This window comes from Streptomyces sp. NBC_01217 (assembly GCF_035994185.1).
GTDB lineage: Bacteria > Actinomycetota > Actinomycetes > Streptomycetales > Streptomycetaceae > Streptomyces.
The window spans coordinates 5,570,076-5,586,789 of sequence record NZ_CP108538.1 but is presented as its reverse complement, the minus strand read 5'-3'; the positions used below and the strand labels follow the sequence as shown (position 1 = coordinate 5,586,789).

Annotated in this window: 18 protein-coding genes; 9 read left to right on the top strand and 9 right to left on the bottom strand. The window is 70.4% G+C overall.

The annotated features are described in order from the left end of the window. Positions 1-194: 194 nt before the first annotated feature. The 8 genes from OG507_RS25150 to OG507_RS25115 form a co-directional block, all read right to left on the bottom strand. Entirely contained in the window at positions 195-1,283 is a 1,089-nt protein-coding gene (locus tag OG507_RS25150) for a hypothetical protein (protein WP_327369435.1), read from the bottom strand. Further along, a complete protein-coding gene (locus tag OG507_RS25145; protein WP_327372075.1) occupies positions 1,283-2,074 on the bottom strand; it encodes an RNA polymerase sigma factor in 792 nt (263 codons plus the stop codon). The genes OG507_RS25150 and OG507_RS25145 overlap by 1 nt, the downstream gene beginning before the upstream one ends. 377 nt (positions 2,075-2,451) lie before the next feature. Further along, positions 2,452-3,240: a hypothetical protein gene (locus OG507_RS25140; RefSeq protein WP_327369434.1), complete on the bottom strand. Its 789-nt coding sequence runs from the start codon at positions 3,238-3,240 to the stop codon at positions 2,452-2,454. Further along, positions 3,237-3,866 carry an RNA polymerase sigma factor gene (locus OG507_RS25135; RefSeq protein ID WP_327369433.1) on the bottom strand — a complete coding sequence of 210 codons (630 nt, stop codon included), beginning with the start codon at positions 3,864-3,866 and terminating at the stop codon, positions 3,237-3,239. The genes OG507_RS25140 and OG507_RS25135 overlap by 4 nt, the downstream gene beginning before the upstream one ends. 127 nt (positions 3,867-3,993) lie before the next feature. Continuing rightward, entirely contained in the window at positions 3,994-4,434 is a 441-nt protein-coding gene (locus tag OG507_RS25130; protein ID WP_327369432.1) for a hypothetical protein, read from the bottom strand. Positions 4,435-4,698: 264 nt separating this feature from the next. Further along, positions 4,699-5,268, bottom strand: coding sequence for a hypothetical protein (locus tag OG507_RS25125; RefSeq protein WP_327369431.1), 570 nt, complete (start codon positions 5,266-5,268; stop codon positions 4,699-4,701). 267 nt (positions 5,269-5,535) lie between these two features. Continuing rightward, positions 5,536-6,744 (bottom strand): RNA-guided endonuclease InsQ/TnpB family protein, encoded by a 1,209-nt coding sequence (locus OG507_RS25120; RefSeq protein WP_327369430.1) that lies wholly within the window; start codon positions 6,742-6,744, stop codon positions 5,536-5,538. 275 nt (positions 6,745-7,019) lie between these two features. Then, positions 7,020-8,624 (bottom strand): beta-N-acetylhexosaminidase, encoded by a 1,605-nt coding sequence (locus OG507_RS25115; protein WP_327369429.1) that lies wholly within the window; start codon positions 8,622-8,624, stop codon positions 7,020-7,022. Between the two features lie 302 nt (positions 8,625-8,926). Between OG507_RS25115 and OG507_RS25110 the strand changes: the two genes are divergently transcribed. From OG507_RS25110 to OG507_RS25085, 6 genes are all read left to right on the top strand, one after another. Further along, complete coding sequence (locus tag OG507_RS25110; RefSeq protein WP_327372074.1) at positions 8,927-9,457, top strand: 2-oxo-4-hydroxy-4-carboxy-5-ureidoimidazoline decarboxylase; 531 nt, start codon at positions 8,927-8,929, stop codon at positions 9,455-9,457. A 206-nt stretch (positions 9,458-9,663) separates the two neighbouring features. Continuing rightward, the gene (gene sdhC, locus OG507_RS25105; protein ID WP_327369428.1) at positions 9,664-10,044 is read left to right on the top strand and encodes a succinate dehydrogenase, cytochrome b556 subunit; all 381 of its coding nucleotides are present in this window, start codon (positions 9,664-9,666) and stop codon (positions 10,042-10,044) included. Positions 10,045-10,049: 5 nt separating this feature from the next. After that, positions 10,050-10,526: a succinate dehydrogenase hydrophobic membrane anchor subunit gene (locus tag OG507_RS25100; protein ID WP_327369427.1), complete on the top strand. Its 477-nt coding sequence runs from the start codon at positions 10,050-10,052 to the stop codon at positions 10,524-10,526. A gap of 29 nt (positions 10,527-10,555) precedes the next feature. Continuing rightward, positions 10,556-12,316: a succinate dehydrogenase flavoprotein subunit gene (gene sdhA / locus OG507_RS25095; protein WP_327369426.1), complete on the top strand. Its 1,761-nt coding sequence runs from the start codon at positions 10,556-10,558 to the stop codon at positions 12,314-12,316. After that, positions 12,316-13,074, top strand: a complete 759-nt coding sequence (locus tag OG507_RS25090; protein ID WP_327369425.1) for a succinate dehydrogenase iron-sulfur subunit — start codon at positions 12,316-12,318, stop codon at positions 13,072-13,074. The genes sdhA and OG507_RS25090 overlap by 1 nt, the downstream gene beginning before the upstream one ends. Positions 13,075-13,255: 181 nt before the next feature. Further along, positions 13,256-13,858 carry a hypothetical protein gene (locus OG507_RS25085; protein ID WP_327369424.1) on the top strand — a complete coding sequence of 201 codons (603 nt, stop codon included), beginning with the start codon at positions 13,256-13,258 and terminating at the stop codon, positions 13,856-13,858. Positions 13,859-13,919: 61 nt separating this feature from the next. On the opposite strand, the gene OG507_RS25080 is transcribed toward OG507_RS25085, so the two are convergent. Next, complete coding sequence (locus tag OG507_RS25080; protein WP_327369423.1) at positions 13,920-14,429, bottom strand: MarR family winged helix-turn-helix transcriptional regulator; 510 nt, start codon at positions 14,427-14,429, stop codon at positions 13,920-13,922. An 87-nt stretch (positions 14,430-14,516) separates the two neighbouring features. Between OG507_RS25080 and OG507_RS25075 the strand changes: the two genes are divergently transcribed. The 3 genes from OG507_RS25075 to OG507_RS25065 all read left to right on the top strand — a co-directional run bounded on the left by OG507_RS25075 (position 14,517) and on the right by OG507_RS25065 (position 16,702). Further along, complete coding sequence (locus OG507_RS25075; protein ID WP_327369422.1) at positions 14,517-15,743, top strand: MFS transporter; 1,227 nt, start codon at positions 14,517-14,519, stop codon at positions 15,741-15,743. 67 nt (positions 15,744-15,810) lie between these two features. Then, positions 15,811-16,242 carry a hypothetical protein gene (locus OG507_RS25070; protein WP_327369421.1) on the top strand — a complete coding sequence of 144 codons (432 nt, stop codon included), beginning with the start codon at positions 15,811-15,813 and terminating at the stop codon, positions 16,240-16,242. 7 nt (positions 16,243-16,249) lie between these two features. After that, a complete protein-coding gene (locus tag OG507_RS25065) occupies positions 16,250-16,702 on the top strand; it encodes a thiol-disulfide oxidoreductase DCC family protein (protein ID WP_327369420.1) in 453 nt (150 codons plus the stop codon). Positions 16,703-16,714 lie beyond the last annotated feature (12 nt).

Here is a 16,714-nt window from a genome sequence, read left to right as displayed (position 1 = left end):
GAGGGAGAGGTGGCGCGGACGGGACCGGGGGAACGTGTCCCGCCCGCGCCGATGCGCTGAGCCGCAGGTACGGGGGGAACCCCGGCTCTGTGCGCTGCCGATGACCAGTCGGCTCATTCAGTACTGCGCCGTGGCCTCGAAAAATGTCACACCCGGTCGTGGGCGGCCGGAAAAGGACTGGCGTATACGGCTTCTCAGCCGGTCGGTCCGACGGCGTCGAGGGTCGCCCGGTCCGCCGACGGCGAGGAGACCGAGGGCGAGGGCGAAGGCGTCGGCGGCGAGGTGTTGAACCGGATCGGCGGGAGCGTGCCGGTGTCCCCGTCGTCGCCGTTCCAGCCGCCGTCGTCGTTCGGTCCGCCGCCGGTCGTTCCGCCGTCGTCGCCCGGGCCGTTCTGGCCCTCGGTGCTTCCGGCGATCACGCGGTCGCAGAACCGGTCGAGATTGTGGGCGCCCTTCGCCAGCCTTTCGAGATACCGCCTGCGTCCGTCGTCCAGCCGGCCCTTGCGGTAGTCGCGACAGGCCTTGAGCGTCCGTGCGTACCAGTCGCCGTCGTTGCCGTCGCCGTAGCCGCCGGACTGCGGGCCGTAATCGGTGTCGTTCCAGGAGCCGTCGGGCTTGCGGTCCCCGCCCGCGCCGGTCCCGCCGTTGTCCCGGTCACCGGTGGGGGCGGAGGGGCCCGCCGTGGGCGCGGAGGGCTTCGCCTCCGGGGAGGTGGAGGGCGGTGCGGGCGGGCGCGGGTCGGCGACGGCCCCCGAGCCCAGTTCCTCGGGCGTCGCCGCGGCCGAGACGGAGGTCGCCGGTACGGGGGTGTGCCCGCCGAACGGTCCGGGCAGCAGCCCGGCGCTCGCGGCCACGGCCACCCCGCCGAGCGCACAGCCCGCGAAGGAGGCGACCAGGCCGAAGCGGACGGGTGCGTTCCAGCGCAGCGAACGGGTACGGCCCGAGCCCGCGGAGGAAGGGGCGAAGGAGCGGCTCGGGGCGAAGCCGCCGGAGACCGGCTGTATGTACACCGGTTCGAGCACCTCGGCCGGTGCCTGTGCCTCTTCGCCCGCCTTCCCGGCGTACCCCTTCGAACGCGCGGCGGCACGGAAGGCGGCCAGCGCCGCGGCCTCGCCGGGCAGTTCACCGGCGGCCGGGCGGGCGGCCCGTGCGACGGCGTCCAGCGCCGCCGCGAGCCTTTCCGCCTCCGTGCTCGGGTGACCGCCGACGGGATCGACCGGTTCGCGGCGGAGCATTTTCTCCGCCACGTCCTTGTCGAGCCATTCGTAGTGCTCGTCGGCCATCACATGTCCTTCTGCGTCCACAGACGCGAATGCGTCACACCGGCCGGCGCCACCAGACCGTTGCGGGAGGGGCGCTGGGCGGGCACGGCGCCCAGTTCCGCCGTCCGGCCCGCCGCGCTCCCGCGAGGGGCGGACGGATCCGCCGGAACCCGGTCCGCGGCAATGCCCGCACCGCCGTCGGCACGACCGTCGCCGCCCCCGCCGCCCCTGTCACCGGTGCGGCCTTCGGCGCTCTCCGTGCCGTCCGTGTGCAGCAGTTCGGCCAGCCGCTTCAGTCCCCGGTGCGCCGCGGTGCGTACCGCTCCCGGCCGTTTGCCCAGCGTCTGCGCCGCGCTCTTCGCGTCCAGGCCGACGACCACCCGCAGCACCACGGCCTCGGCCTGGTCCTGCGGCAGCTGGGCGATGAGCGACATCGTACGGCCGGTGGCCAGCGCCTCCATCGCCTCGTCGGCGGTGTCGGACTCGGCCGCCCTCTCCGACAGCTCCGACTCGTCGCCGCCGATCGCGGGGCGCCTGCCGCGCATCCGCAGATGGTCCAGGGCACGGTTGCGGGCTATCCGCGCCGCCCACCCGCGAAAGCGGTCGGCGTCGCCGCTGAACCGGTCGAGGTCGCGCGCTATCTGCAGCCAGGACTCGGACGCCACGTCCTCGGCGTCCGGATCACCCACCAGTGTCCGTATGTAGCCCAGCAGCCGCGGCTGCACCGCGCGGTACACAGTACGGAAGGCGTCCTCGTCCCCGTCCTGCGCCGCGAGCACCGCGGCAGTGAGCTCCGCGTCGTCCCCCAGCACTCCCTCAACCCGCCCTGCTGTCCCGAATCGCAGCTGGTCATCACTGCCGCGCCACCCTGCGCGACTCAGCACGCTACGTCCTTCGCGGGGGTCACGTCCATGACTTGTACAACCTGCAACATTCTTCCGACACGGGGCGGTGTGACAGAAAACGCAGTGACGGCGCTGAGAAGAGTACGGGGTCGTCCTACGGCCCCGCGGAAGACGACCGGGGCCTCTCCTGTGGGGGGTGGCGGCCCCGGTCGTCCTCGTTCTTCCCCAACTCCCGTCCCCGTACGGCCGATCCGGGATTCTGCCCGGTGCCGGTTCCCGGAGATGTCCTCCAGCACGGTGACGGGTCCTCAGCGATTCAGACCGACCGGCAAATGGGGGCGGTCTCAGCCGGCAGCGGCCCTGTCCTTGCCGCCGCTCACGGTCCCGCTCCCTTTCGACGGCACCGCCCCGCCCTGCTTCTCCTCGGGGACGGCCTTCTCCGCCTTCCCCTTCGTGTCCCGGTCGCCCTGGGCGCTCCTCGGCTCCCCCGGTGACGGCAGTCCGAGGAGGCCGTCGCAGTAGGCGGTCACCGCCGCCTCCGACGCACCGCCCGCGGCCGCCTCCAGACGTTCGAAGGCGGTGGCGTCCATGGCCTTCCCGTTGCCCCGGTCCCTGAAGTACACACGGCACAGCGCGACATCGTCCTGGGCCCGGTCGGGCCGGCCGGAAGGACGCACATCGCCCGGAGCATTCGTGGTCCCCGGCGCCGTACCGTCCCCGTCCGGACGCGGCGGCTGCGCACCGGAGCGAGGCCCACCGGGTGCTGCGGGAGAGGTGCGCGCGGGGCCCACGGCCACCCCGTCGGGCTCACTGTCACCGAAAGGTGCCGGAATCGCCCCGGACCCGGCGGCCACCGCGACCCCGCCGAGCGTCGCCGCGGCCACGAAGCCGCCGAGCATCACCCGGAACGAGTGCACACCGCGCCGCCGTTTCGCCGGACGCCAGTCGTCGCGTCGACGCCGCCACCGCTCCACCGCGGCGTGCGCGCCCTCGTTGCGCGCGGCCAGAAAAGCGGCGGTCGCACGCTCCTCGTCGCCGGGGTCGAGCGCCCCGGTACGCCGCGCCGCTGCGAGCAGGGCGGCGAGTTCAGGTGTCTCCGGCGCTTCAGGCGGCCGCTGCGATTCATGTCTCATGCTTCATCACTCAGCGTACGACGCGCCCCGTTCGTCACAGCGCCGGTCCCGCCGCCCCAGGACAACTGCTCCGCCAGCCTCTTGAGCCCCCGGTAGGAGGACGTGCGCACCGCCCCCACACGCTTGCCGAGCACGCGCGCCGCCGCAGGACCGTCCAGTCCGACGACCACCCGCAGAAGTACGGCCTCGGCCTGCTCGCGCGGCAGCGTGCCGATGATCTCCAGCGCCGCCCGGGTGGAGAGGGTCTCCAGCGCCGCGGCGGCCGTGTCGTGGCTGCCGGGCAGCTGAAGCACGTCCTGTTCGATCAAGGCGGTACGGGGCCGCCGTTTCAGCTTCCTCAGGTGGTCGAGCGCACGGTGACGGGCGATCATCGCGGTCCAGCCGCGAAACCCTGCTCCGTCACCGCGGAACCGTCCCAGATCACGGGCTATCTCCAGCCAGGCGTCGGAGGTCACGTCCTCGGCGTCGTCTCCGACCAGTCCGCGTACGTAGCCGAGGAGGCCGGGCTGCACCATCCGGTACGCGACGGCGAAGGCGTCCTTGTCCCCCCGCTGGGCACGCTCGACGGCATCGCCGAGCTCGGCGTCGTACATCTGCCTGCGGCGCTGCTCCCCGCCCGTGCCCAACACACTTCCCTACTCAACGCCCGATCCGGCACCGGTCACCGTGCCCGTCTGCTGCCGAGGCAGCACCCTCACTCTCCCTCTGCGCCCGGACCCACAGAGATGTCACAGGCTCCCCCACGCGCGCGGGCTACCCGCACACGGCCTTTCGCTGTGCGGTCCGCCCGTGCAGCAGGAGATACAGCCGCTGCACCGACTCCTCCGCCCCCGACTCGAAGCGCTTGACGACCTTGCCGAGCGGATTCCAGACCCGTCCGTCGGGCATCCGCACGCCCACCGCCTGTCGGAACAGCTCCCGTTGCTCGGCGTCGAGGTCCACCCAAGTCCCGCCGGCCCTGCGGACGATCACCTCGCCGGTGTACGCCCCGAGCCCCAGCAGGGTCCCGGCGACCCGGTCCCGCTGCGGCCCGTCCCGCCGCAGGCCGTCGACGACCAGATCGACGAGCCGGAGACTGGCGACCGAGTAGTCGAGGGGCAGCCGGTTGCGCGCGGTGAGCCGGGCGACGAACTCCGATGTGTAGGAGCGCATCACCGCCGCCTCGGGAAACGTTGTCCGCTCGTCCCCATCCATGATTCACCCTGCCCTTCGCCGTGCCGGCGATCACCGACACTGACCCAGCGCCCGGGGGCCCGGGAACATCACGCGAAGGGCGCTGTGTTCGTTCTCACGGCCCGGAACAGGACGAATTTCCTCCGCCGGCACAACCATCACCCCGACCCGGGCGTCGGCGCCGCCTGCACCGACGGCGACACGGGGACGGGCACCCGGGTGAGCCCCGTATCTCGGCACGACCGTCACCTCAGGGCGACTTCAACTTTGGCGGAGCCCCGCGGGTCAGCCCCGCCCGCGCGCCCGGCGTGAGGCCGCCGCGCGGAGTATGCGCTGCCCCTCCGTCGACACGTCGAGCACCTGGCGCAGTCCGGCACCCGCCCTTGCCGCGTCGGCGGTCTCCGCCAGCATCTCCAGGATCTGGATCTGCCGGCGCACCTCCCCGGCCAGCAGCGGACCGGCTCCCTCCGGACCGGCCTCGCGGCAGCGCCGTACCGCTTCGTCCCCGGCGGGCGGGGTCGCGTCCTGTCCGAGGTGGACCTCCAGGGCCAGCAGCGAGCAGGTGTCCGCCCACTCCCGCAGCTCCGGCGCGGCCAGGTCCACGGGTGCGTCGCCCAGCAGCTTGCGGATCTGCGGCGCCGCCCCCTCCGTATCGGCCGCGGCATCCAGCGCCGCGCACACCTCCGCGAGGCGCTCCGGCCATACGGAGCCGTCCGCGCACCCCGCCCAGAGCGGGCGCAGCGGTTCGGGGTCGGACCCGTCGGCGGGCTGCGGCAGGCAGCGGTCGAGGCAGGCGACCGCGCTCGCGGCGAGCCCCCGCTCATCGGCGGCGGCGATCAGTTCCAGCAGGCTCATCGGCGTCTCCCGTCGGCCCGGCCCCTTGCGTGCACGCAAGGGGCCGCAGCGCTTCCTGTTACCGCATTCAGCGCCGAATGGCTCAAAATCGTCACTGGGGGAGGCCGAATAGCATCCTTCAGCCGATGGCTTGCGCGCCCAGCGGATACACGCCGAGGGCCGCCCGCTCCCTCTGCATCCGGGTGAGGTGAGCGGTGAGCGGTGAGCTTGCGTACGAAGAGGGTGACTCCACCCACGCGTAAACGCGCGGGTTTCCTGCGTCGGTGGCTAAGCCGCCGTGCAGAGGGCCAGCCCGGCCCTACTGAGCACATTGAGTGCGCCGACGTGGTCGGCGTTCGCGAGGAAGCCGCACACGGTGCACTCAAACTTTTCTTGTGCGGGGCGGTTCTCCGCGCCCACGTGCCCGCATTCGGGGCAGGTGCGGGAGGTGTTGCGGGCATCCACTGGGATCACTTGGCGAGCGGCACTCTCAGCCTTCTGCGCCAGGATTCCCAGGAAGATGCCCCAACCCGCGTCCAGGATGCTGCGGTTGAGTCCGGCCTTCGCGGCGGCACCGTTCGGCAGGAAGCTGCCGGGCTGCTCGGGGTCAGGCCTGGCCTTGGGGGTGCGGGTCATGCCCGCAGTGTTCAGCCGCTCGTGCCCGATCACGTCGTGTTCACGGATCAGGGCGAGGGCGGTCTTGTGGTGGTGGTCGAGCCGCTGACGCCGGATCCTGGCGTGCAGCTTGGCGACCTTCCGGGCTGCCGCCCGGTGCTTCTTCGTACGGCGGCGGGTCCGCTTCGGGAACGTCGCCAGGTGACGTTGTGCTTCGGCCAGCTCGTCGGCGGAGGCCTGAAGGAAGCGCGGGTTCGCGATGTGCTCACCGTTGGACGTGGTGAGAAAGTGTGTGACGCCCATGTCGATACCGACGATGCTGCCGGTTGCGGGCAGCGGCTCGGCGGGAACGTCGTCACAGGCGAGGATCACGTACCAGTGCTTGCCCTCACGCTTGATGCCGACCGTTTTGACCCGGCCGCGCACGGGCCGGTGCTGATGGACACGGACGTGCCCGACACCTTGGAGCCGGACGCGGGTCTGCGCATCGTGCGGCGTGGAGTCCCAGCGGCAGCCGTCCCCGTCCTTGGGGAACACCACGGTGTCGAAGTGGCCCACGCCCTTGAAGCGCGGGTATCCCGGCGTCTGCCCGGCCTTCACACGCCGGAAGAACGCCTGCATCGCCTTGTCCAGACGCCTGAGCGTGGCCTGCTGAGAAGAGAACGACCAGCGCCCCTGACGCTCCGGGTCGAAGGTGCGGATGTCCTTCAGCTGGGCGGACTGGTCACCGTACTTGACACTCGTCTTCGAGACATGCCGGTAGGCGTCCCGGCGCTCTTGCAGCGCACCGTTGTAGAGGGAGCAGTGATCCCGCAGCATCTCGCCAAGCGCGATCGCCTGACCCACGGTGGGGCGAAGCCGGAACTTGTACGCACGCATCATCCGGCCCACCCCCTACGCAACATCACATCCGGTACGACCAACCTACCGTCCACGACTGACAACAGCGCAGACCCATGGAGACAACCGAGGCCAGAGCAGTCGAAGATTCGATTCCCCCACCGGCCAAAGCCGGTGATCCCCTCGAAAGGGTTCTGATGGAACCCCCCCAGGATTCTGAGCGCGGAGCGCGAGAAGCGCGCCCCTCCCCGGAGCACGCGGCATGCGAACGAAACCCCCGCCCACCGCACTGTCCACCGGGAATCCGGCCGGCCCGCTCAGCCCACCCCGTCGATCCGGGTGGCCAGCGCCCGGAACTGATCCCAGCTCAGCGCCGGTCTGCCCGGGGCCCACAGCTTCTGGGCGGTCGCCCGCAGCGGCATCCGGATCCCTGCCGCCACCTGTGCCGCGGTCTGCGCCTGCGGGAGGTCGCCCCAGACCGCGAACCGGCCGCCGAGGATCTGGCCGGAGTAGCGCGCCGGGACCGGCTGGGTGCCGCGCAGGACGAGCGGGGTCCACTGTTCGTAGATCCGCCGGCCCGTCGGGTAGATGAAGTTGTTGGGCTGGCCGAGCACGTAATAGAGGAACTCGTCGTTGAGGTTCACCACGGGCCGGCCCTCGCTCAGATACTCCTGCGGCGGCCGGGCGCCGTACTCCCTGCCCGTCCAGTACTCGACCTCGATGTCCTTGTCGGCGTGGACGACTCCGCCGCGGAAGAAGCCGTCGTTCCAGGCCTTGGGCTGCTTGCCGTGGGGCCGCACCACCGCCGCGCGGTCATTCAGCCAGCCGGTGGCGAGATCCTTGATGCCGGCCTGCGCTCCGTACTTCTGCTGGGCGGCGCGCTGCAGCTGCGGATACGAGGCGGCCGGGTCCTTCGCCATCAGCGCCCGGTACTCGTCGGCGCCCAGATGCCAGTAGCGCCCGTTGAACAGCCCGGTGAACTCTTCGAGGAGTTCGTCGATGAGCTTCGCCGCGCCCGGGTTGGAGATGTCGATCGATCCCGTCGAGCCCACCCCCGACACATTGCGCAGCTGGAGGTCGGGGTGGGCGCGCAGCACCGCGCCGAGATGACCCGGGGAGTCGATCTCGGGGACGACCTGGATGTGCAGCCGGTCCGCGAGGCCGAGGATCTGCCGCACCTCCGCCTTGGTGAGGTGCTGCGGCGCCACGATTTCGGGGTGGGTGTCGGACTGGATGCGGAACGCCTGGTCGTCGGAGAAGTGCAGACCGAACTGGTTGAGCTTGAGGTCGGCCATCTCGCGCAGCCGGTCCTCGATCCAGGCGACCGTGTAGTACTTGCGCGCGATGTCGAGGTTGAGGCCGCGCTGCGGCCGGTCGGGGCGGTCGCGCACCTCGCCCTCGGGCATGGCGCCGTCGGCGCGCACCGACTGTTTCAGGGTGCGGGTTCCGTAGAAGACACCGGCCTGGTCGGGTCCGCTGATCGTGACCCGTCCGTCGTACGTCCTGAGGGTGTACGACTCGGGGGTGCCCTTGCCCGGGGTGAGGGCCAGCTCCACGTCGCCCGCGCGGGCGGGTACGTCACCCCGGTAGTGGATCTTCAGCTCCTTGGCGATCAGCTGCCCCTCGTCCGCGAGCGTCCCGCTGCCCGGGGCGATGACGACCCCGGCGGCCGCCGTCGGCCGCCAGCCGGGACCGCGGGCGGCGATGTGCTCGCGTACGGCGGGGATGGTGCGGGGCGCGGTGGAGAGCGGGTAGCTCCGGGTCGGCGAGGGGGCGGCCGTGGCCTGCTCGGGGGACCGGGAGCCCGACTCCCCGGCCAGTCCGCTGTCGGAGCTTTCGGGCCAGACGACAACGGCGATCGTCGCGGCGGCCGCCGCGGTGAGGACCGCACCGGCCACAAGAGCGCCGCGTGAGGGCGACATCGTCAGAAACCTCCGTTATTGACGGGAAAGGATGAAGAAGGGAAGAGATGGCCGGGCATTCTCCTGGGAGAATGGTCCATCAGACGATCCGAAACTCTCCCGTCCGGGTGAAGTTCGCGCATCTGTCGGACGACCGTTGCCCGTCCTCGCTAGTTTTGAGGCACATTCGTCTCTCCCTTCACCCTGCATCCGCCTGGCCTCACCCGCCCCACCGCCCCCCACTCCAGGTCCACAGATGCCGTTGATTCGAGGAGCCCACGCTGTCCAGGTCCAGCGAGTCCCACGCCGGCCTTCCGAAGCGACTGGGGCAACCGGCCACCCGGACGGCCGTACCCGTCCAGAGTTCCGGCCCGGCACTTGCCCGGAGCGCCGCCCCGGGCCTCGACCGCTTCAACACCGCACCGCCCGCCGAGGCCGAGACCGCCCTGCTGGACTGCTTCGGCAGCCACCGCTGGGCGCACCGGGTGGCCGCCCACCGTCCGTACCCCGACCTCGGCGCGCTGCTGGCCGCCGCCGACGAGGCAGGTTACGACCTGTCACCGGCGGATCTCGCCGAGGCGCTCGCCGCCGAGGTCTCCCCCGGGCTGCACGACACCGCGCCGCACTCCGCCCACCTCGCGCTGCGGGCGGCGCACGCGGCGTACGAGTGCCGCTTCGGCCATGTCTTCGTGATCTGCCTCGACGCATTCGAGCCCGCCGAACAGCCGGACCAGGTGCTCGCCGGAATCCGCGCCAGACTGGGCCACGAGCCCGACCAGGAACGGGTCGTCACCGCGGAGGAGATGCGGCGACTCGCCCGGGGCCGCATCATCCGGCTGGTCTCGGGTTCGTAACGGAACGGGGGCGGCCGGCGCCGCCATCAGTCCGTTCTAGCCCGTCCGTGGCTGTTTGATTGCCACTTTGATCACACCAGAGGCCCCCGGGCGAACGAACCGACAAAGCGTCGCTACGATGGCCGGGGCCGGTGGACCGTACCCGGCCGGGTCAGACCGACAGTCAAGCCGGCCGGCCCCAATCCCCGCTCCCGGAGGGTTCTTCCGTGCCGGCTGGAACGCTGTACCGCGGCCGGGAAGGCATGTGGTCCTGGGTGGCTCATCGAGTCACCGGTGTCCTCATTTTCTTCTTCCTGTTCGTACACGTCCTGGACACCGCTCTCGTCCGCGTCTCCCCCGAGGCGTACGACGAGGTCGTGGCCACGTACAAGACGCCGATCGTCGCGCTCCTCGAATACGGCCTGGTGGCCGCCATTCTCTTCCACGCGCTGAACGGTCTCCGCATCGTCGCCGTGGACTTCTGGGCCAAGGGCCCGCGCTACCAGAAGCAGATGCTCTGGTCCGTCGTGGGTGTCTGGGTCGTGCTGATGGTCGGGGCCCTGTACCCGGTCCTCGGTCACGCCGTACGCGAAGTCTTCGGGAGCTGAGGCCAATGTCCACCGAGTCCTCCGCCACCATCGGCTCCGTCGAGGGCGTAAGCCTCTACGACATCGACAACCCGGCCCCCGTCATCGAGCCGCCGCGCAAGCGGACCGGCAAGACACCCAAGGGTTCGCGCACCAACTTCGAGATGTACGCCTGGCTCTTCATGCGCCTGTCGGGCATCGTCCTTGTCGTCCTGGTCATCGGCCACCTGCTGATCCAGCTCGTGCTGGACGGCGGCGTCTCCAAGATCGGCTTCGCCTTCGTGGCGGGCCGCTGGGCCTCGCCGTTCTGGCAGGTCTGGGACCTGGCGATGCTGTGGCTGGCCATGCTGCACGGCGCCAACGGCCTCCGTACGGTCATCAACGACTACGCCGAACGGGACAACACCCGCTTCTGGCTGAAGATGCTCCTGTACACCGCCACGGTGTTCACCGTCCTGCTGGGCACGCTGGTGATCTTCACCTTCGACCCGAACATCCGCTAGGCGCCGGGCCAGAGGGACCAGAGGAAATCATGCAGATCCACAAGTACGACACCGTCATCGTCGGCGCCGGCGGCGCAGGCATGCGCGCGGCCATCGAGTCGACGAAGCGCAGCCGCACCGCCGTGCTCACGAAGCTGTACCCGACCCGCTCCCACACGGGCGCCGCGCAGGGCGGCATGGCCGCCGCGCTCGCCAACGTGGAGGAGGACAACTGGGAGTGGCACACCTTCGACACGATCAAGGGCGGCGACTACCTGGTCGACCAGGACGCCGCCGAGATCCTGGCGAAGGAGGCCATCGACTCCGTTCTCGACCTGGAGAAGATGGGCCTGCCCTTCAACCGCACGCCCGAGGGCAAGATCGACCAGCGTCGCTTCGGCGGCCACAGCCGTAACCACGGCGAGGCCCCGGTCCGCCGGTCCTGCTACGCCTCGGACCGCACCGGCCACATGATCCTCCAGACGCTTTACCAGAACTGCGTCAAGGAGGGTGTGGAGTTCTTCAACGAGTTCTACGTCCTGGACCTCCTGCTCCAGGAGGACCCCGAGACCGGGCTGAAGAAGTCCGCGGGCGTCGTCGCGTACGAGCTGGCGACCGGCGAGATCCACGTCTTCCAGGCGAAGGCGATCATCTTCGCCTCCGGCGGCACCGGCAAGTTCTTCAAGGTGACGTCGAACGCGCACACCCTGACCGGTGACGGCCAGGCCGCCGCGTACCGCCGCGGTCTGCCGCTGGAGGACATGGAGTTCTTCCAGTTCCACCCGACGGGCATCTGGCGCATGGGCATCCTGCTGACGGAGGGCGCCCGCGGTGAGGGCGGCATCCTCCGCAACAAGGACGGCGAGCGCTTCATGGAGAAGTACGCGCCCGTCATGAAGGACCTCGCGTCCCGTGACGTCGTGTCCCGCTCCATCTACACGGAGATCCGTGAGGGCCGCGGCTGCGGTCCCGAGGGCGACCACGTCTACCTCGACCTCACGCACCTGCCGCCGGAGCAGCTGGACGCGAAGCTCCCGGACATCACCGAGTTCGCGCGTACGTACCTCGGCATCGAGCCCTACACGGACCCGATCCCGATCCAGCCGACCGCGCACTACGCCATGGGCGGCATCCCGACCAACGTCCAGGGCGAGGTGCTGGCCGACAACACCACCGTCGTCCCGGGCCTGTACGCCGCCGGCGAGGTCGCGTGCGTCTCCGTGCACGGCGCCAACCGTCTGGGCACCAACTCGCTGCTCGACATCAACGTCTTCGGACGCCGGTCGGGCATCGCCGCCGCCGAGTACTCCGCGAAGAACGACTACGTCGAGCTTCCCGAGAACCCGGCGCAGCTGGTCATCGACCAGGTCGAGCGGCTGCGCAACTCGACGGGCACCGAGCGGGTCGCGACGCTCCGTCTGGAGCTGCAGGAGTGCATGGACGCCAATGTGATGGTGTTCCGTACCGAGCAGACCATCAAGACGGCCGTCGACAAGATCGCCGAGCTGCGCAAGCGCTACCTCAACGTGTCCATCCAGGACAAGGGCAAGCGGTTCAACACCGACCTCCTGGAGGCCATCGAGCTGGGCAACCTGCTCGACCTGGCCGAGGTCATGGCGACCTCGGCCCTGGCCCGCAAGGAGTCCCGCGGCGGTCACTACCGCGAGGACTACCCGAACCGCGACGACGTCAACTTCATGCGCCACACCATGGCGTACCGCGAGGTCGCGGCCGACGGCACCGAGTCGATCCGGCTCGACTACAAGCCGGTCGTCCAGACCCGCTACCAGCCGATGGAGCGTAAGTACTGATGGCTACCCCGACTCTGGAAAAGGTCGAGGCGGAGTCCGCCGCGTCCCCGTACATCACGGTCACCTTCCGGATCCGCCGCTTCAACCCCGAGGTCTCCGACGAGGCCCAGTGGCAGGACTTCCAGATCGAGATCGACCCGAAGGAGCGTGTTCTCGACGCCCTTCACAAGATCAAGTGGGACGTCGACGGCACGCTGACGTTCCGTCGCTCCTGCGCGCACGGCATCTGCGGCTCCGACGCGATGCGGATCAACGGCAAGAACAGGCTCGCCTGCAAGACGCTGATCAAGGACATCAACCCGGAGAAGCCGATCACGGTCGAGGCCATAAAGGGCCTCACGGTCCTCAAGGACCTCGTGGTCGACATGGACCCGTTCTTCCAGGCCTACCGCGATGTCATGCCCTTCCTCATCACCAAGGGGAACGAGCCGACCCGCGAGCGTCTGCAGTCCGCCGAGGACCGCGAGCGCTTCGACGACACCACCAAGTGCATCCTGTGCGCCGCGTGCACGTCCTCGTGCCCGGTGTTCTGGAACGACGGCCAGTACTTCGGCCCGGCGGCGATCGTCAACGCGCACCGCTTCATCTTCGACTCGCGCGACGAGGGCGGCGAGCAGCGCCTGGAGATCCTCAACGACCGTGACGGGGTGTGGCGTTGCCGCACCACCTTCAACTGCACGGACGCCTGCCCCCGTGGCATCGAGGTCACCAAGGCGATCCAGGAGGTCAAGCGGGCGCTGATCACGCGCCGCTTCTGACCGCCACCGGCGCACCAGTTGCATCCGGGGCCCCGTTTTCCGCACGAACACTGCGGGAAGCGGGGCCTCTTGCTGCGCCGTTCGGGTCTTGACGGTACGGTCGTGCGGAACCGGACACCGGTTCGCCGCCTCCGGTGCAGCAAGGCGCGGGGCGCACAGGCTTGATCGAAAGGGGGGAACCTTGAGCGATCCGAATCCGTACGCGGACGACTCATACAAGTGGGGACCTCCCCAGCAGCCGGCCAATCCGCCGACCGTCGCGGACGGCCAGGGCTTCGGTCAGCCCGGCCCGGGCACGCCGGCCTACGGCTACCCGCAGCAACTGCCCGAGTCCGCGGCCCAGCCCGGCCCCGGCTACGGCTATCCCCCGGAGCAGGCGGCCCAGCCGACCATGCCGGGTTACGGCTATCCGCAGCAGCCGGCTCTGCCGTCGGGCGGCGGTGTGCCGATGCTGGCGTTCGGTGACATCACCGTCATGAACGACCAGATCGTGACGCCGGCCGGCACGATGCCCCTCAAGGGCGCGGTGTGGACGGCCACGGACCTGTCGCGCACCGAGGAGAAGATCCCGACCGTCGCGATCGTGCTCGCGATCATCTTCGCGCTGCTCTGCCTGATCGGGCTGCTCTTCCTCCTGATGAAGGAGAAGAAGACGACCGGCTTCATCCAGGTCTCGGTGACCAGCGGCGGCAGGCACCACTCGACGATGATCCCGGCGACCGGCCCGCAGACCTTCCAGATGGTGATGGCCCAGATCACCACGGCCCGTTCGATGAGCATCTGACGGTCCGTGCGTACGGCCGCCCGGTGGGCGGCGGCCGAGCAGTGGAACGAGGCGCTCGGCCTCAGTCCCACTCGGCGCCGCCCCGGTCCTCGGCGACCACCATGATGCGCCGCAGCATGTCGTTGAGCAGGGTGCGTTCGTCCTTGTCGAGGATGCCGAGCAGCCGGTCCTCCTCGTGGCCGAGGACGTCCATCGCGCCCAGCCAGGTCGCGCGGCCCTCGTCGGTGAGTTCCACATCGACCCTCCGGCGGTCGGTGGTGGAGGGCGTGCGGCGGACGAAGCCGCGCCGTTCGAGCGCGTCCAGCCGGCCGGTGACGGAGGCGGGCGCGAGGTCGAGGTCGGCGGCCAGTTCGGAGGGGGCCGCCTTCCCGCCACGTCCGGCCAGCTTGTGGAGCGTGTCGAACTCCTGGCGGTCCAGGTCGAAGTCGGCCAGGGACTGTTCGCGAACCCGGCGCAGATGGACGGAGAGTTTCTTCATCCGGGTCACCGCGCCCTCGACATCGGGATCGAGGCCGGGAAGAACGGGCTTCCAGCGCTCCACATGTCCGTCGGTCCAGTCGCGTCGCTCCATGGGGAAAGCGTACGCCCGGCCACTCATCATCCTTCGGAGCCAGATATTTCGTTGACGAATAATTCGACTCCGAAATACATTTCGCGCATGCCGCACCCTCTGCGCACACGCACCTTCCGCCTGCTCTTCATCGGACGCACCCTCTCCCTCCTCGGCGACTCCGCCATCCCCACCGCCCTCTCCCTGGCCGTCTATCTGGCCACCGGCTCGACCGGCGCACTCGCCCTGGTTCTGGGCTGCGCGATGGTCCCCAAGCTCCTCCTGCTGCCACTGGGCGGCGTCGTCGCCGACCGCTTCAACGCCCGTACGGTCGCGCTCACCACCGATCTCGTACGGTGCGCGACCCAGCTCTTCGTCGGCGCGGAGCTGCTCGGCGGCTCGCCCGCGCTCTGGCAGATCGCCCTCGCCGAGGCGATCGGCGGCGCCGCCGGGGCGTTCGCGATGCCGACCGTGTCACCGCTGATCCGCGGCACCGTGGCGGAGTCGGGGCTGCTTCGCGCCAACTCGCTGATGGCGGTGGCCGGCAGCGCGACCCGGCTCGGCGGCCCGGCGCTGGCCGGGGCCCTGATCCTCACCGCAGGCCCCGGCTGGGCCTTCGTGCTGGACGGCGCGAGTTTCGCGGTGAGCGCGGCACTGCTCTTCGCCATGAAGGTGCGTCACGTGCCCATCCCGCGGCGCTCCCTGCTCACCGACCTCAGGGAGGGCTGGAGCGAGGTCCGGAACCGCGACTGGTACTGGACGAGCCTGATCGCCCACGCGGCGTGGAACGGCGCGGCAGCCGTCCTGATGACCGTGGGCCCCGCACTCTTCGTCCGGGAACTGGGCGGCAAGGGGGTCTGGGTCGCCCTCCTCCAGACCGGCGCGGTCGGCCTGCTCCTCGGCTCGCTGCTGGCCGGCCGGGCCCGCCCCCGCCGCCCGGTCCCGACCGCCAACCTGGGCCTCGCCACGTACGCCCTCCCGCTCGGCCTCCTCGCCGTCCACGCGCCGGTCGCGCTGACCATCGCGGCATACGGCGTCGCCCAGGCCGGCCTGGGCTTCCTCGGCCCAGTCTGGGAGACCTCGGTCCAGTCCGCCGTACCCGCGCACGCCCTGGCCCGCGTGACCTCGTACGACTGGCTGCTCTCCCTCGCCGCGATGCCGCTCGGCTATGCCCTGGCGCCGCTCGCCGCCTCGGCCTGGGGCGCCGAAGTCCCCCTGGCCGTCGCCGCGGCGGTGGTCGGCGCGGCCTGTCTGGCGACGGCCGCGGTGCCGGGCGTACGGCGCTTCAGGGCGCCCGGCCGGACGGAGGAACGAGTCGCCGAAGTAGCGGCTTGAACATGTTCAAAGATAGGTCTACTGTCCATGACAACAGCTTTTGAACGCGTTCAAGGGAGGGTGGGGCATGGACCTCACTGTTGTCGCGTACGTCATCTACCTGCTGATCAGCGTGGCGCTCACCATCTGGGTCGCCCGCACGCTCAGCCGAAACGGCAAGGTGTTCCTCGCCGATGTGCTGCATGGGAACGAGAAGCTCGCCGATGCCGTCAACCACCTGCTGGTGGTCGGCTTCTACCTGGTCAACCTGGGCTTCGTCACGCTCTATCTGAGGAACGACGACGGGGTCACCGACGCCCGCGGCCTCTTCGAGGCGCTGTCGGTGAAGCTCGGTGTCGTCCTGCTCGTCCTCGGTGTGCTGCACCTCGGCAACGTCTATGTGCTCAACAAGATCCGCCGCCGCGGAATGATGGAGCGCGAGCAGACCCCGCCCGTACCGCCGCAGGGCTGGACGGGTCCGGGCAACGGCCCGTGGACAGCCCCGGCCGGCCGGGCCTGAGCGCGCCATGACGGCCGGAGCGGGCGGGCAGCGGCTCGCCGTCGAACGCCTCACGGTGCTCTACGACGCGCAGTGCCCCCTCTGCCTCCATCTGCGCCGGTGGCTGATGAGACAGCGTCAGCTCCTGCCGCTCGATCTCGTCCCGGCGGCCTCCGAGGAGGCACGCCGCCGCTTCCCCGGGCTCGACCACACGGGGACACTGGACGAGATAACGGTGATCGGCGACCGGGGGCAGATCTACCGCGGGACCGACGCATGGATCGTCTGCCTCTGGGCACTGGCCGAACACCGGCCCAGGTCCCACTGGCTCACCACCCCGGCGGGCCGCCCGTTCGCCCGGGCGACCGTGCTCGCCGCCGCGAAGTACCGCTCACTGACCGCGAAACGGTGCGGCGACAGGGACGGGGGCGGGAGCGGGAGCGGGGACAGTGCCTGTACAGTCCCCGGACCCGAGGGCTGACCGGGGCGGATA

What these genes read in the sequence shown, in the direction of transcription:
- OG507_RS25150 (WP_327369435.1), bottom strand. Translation starts at nt 1,283, where the DNA reads ATGGCCGACGAGCACTACGAATGGCTCGACAAGGACGTGGCGGAGAAA.
- OG507_RS25125 (WP_327369431.1), bottom strand. Translation starts at nt 5,268, where the DNA reads ATGAGCCTGCTGGAACTGATCGCCGCCGCCGATGAGCGGGGGCTCGCC.
- OG507_RS25115 (WP_327369429.1), bottom strand. Translation starts at nt 8,624, where the DNA reads ATGTCGCCCTCACGCGGCGCTCTTGTGGCCGGTGCGGTCCTCACCGCG.
- OG507_RS25075 (WP_327369422.1), top strand. Translation starts at nt 14,517, where the DNA reads ATGCCGCACCCTCTGCGCACACGCACCTTCCGCCTGCTCTTCATCGGA.
- OG507_RS25120 (WP_327369430.1), bottom strand. Translation starts at nt 6,744, where the DNA reads ATGATGCGTGCGTACAAGTTCCGGCTTCGCCCCACCGTGGGTCAGGCG.
- OG507_RS25130 (WP_327369432.1), bottom strand. Translation starts at nt 4,434, where the DNA reads ATGGATGGGGACGAGCGGACAACGTTTCCCGAGGCGGCGGTGATGCGC.
- OG507_RS25065 (WP_327369420.1), top strand. Translation starts at nt 16,250, where the DNA reads ATGACGGCCGGAGCGGGCGGGCAGCGGCTCGCCGTCGAACGCCTCACG.
- OG507_RS25080 (WP_327369423.1), bottom strand. Translation starts at nt 14,429, where the DNA reads ATGGAGCGACGCGACTGGACCGACGGACATGTGGAGCGCTGGAAGCCC.
- OG507_RS25140 (WP_327369434.1), bottom strand. Translation starts at nt 3,240, where the DNA reads ATGAGACATGAATCGCAGCGGCCGCCTGAAGCGCCGGAGACACCTGAA.
- OG507_RS25070 (WP_327369421.1), top strand. Translation starts at nt 15,811, where the DNA reads ATGGACCTCACTGTTGTCGCGTACGTCATCTACCTGCTGATCAGCGTG.
- OG507_RS25090 (WP_327369425.1), top strand. Translation starts at nt 12,316, where the DNA reads ATGGCTACCCCGACTCTGGAAAAGGTCGAGGCGGAGTCCGCCGCGTCC.
- OG507_RS25100 (WP_327369427.1), top strand. Translation starts at nt 10,050, where the DNA reads ATGTCCACCGAGTCCTCCGCCACCATCGGCTCCGTCGAGGGCGTAAGC.
- sdhA (WP_327369426.1), top strand. Translation starts at nt 10,556, where the DNA reads ATGCAGATCCACAAGTACGACACCGTCATCGTCGGCGCCGGCGGCGCA.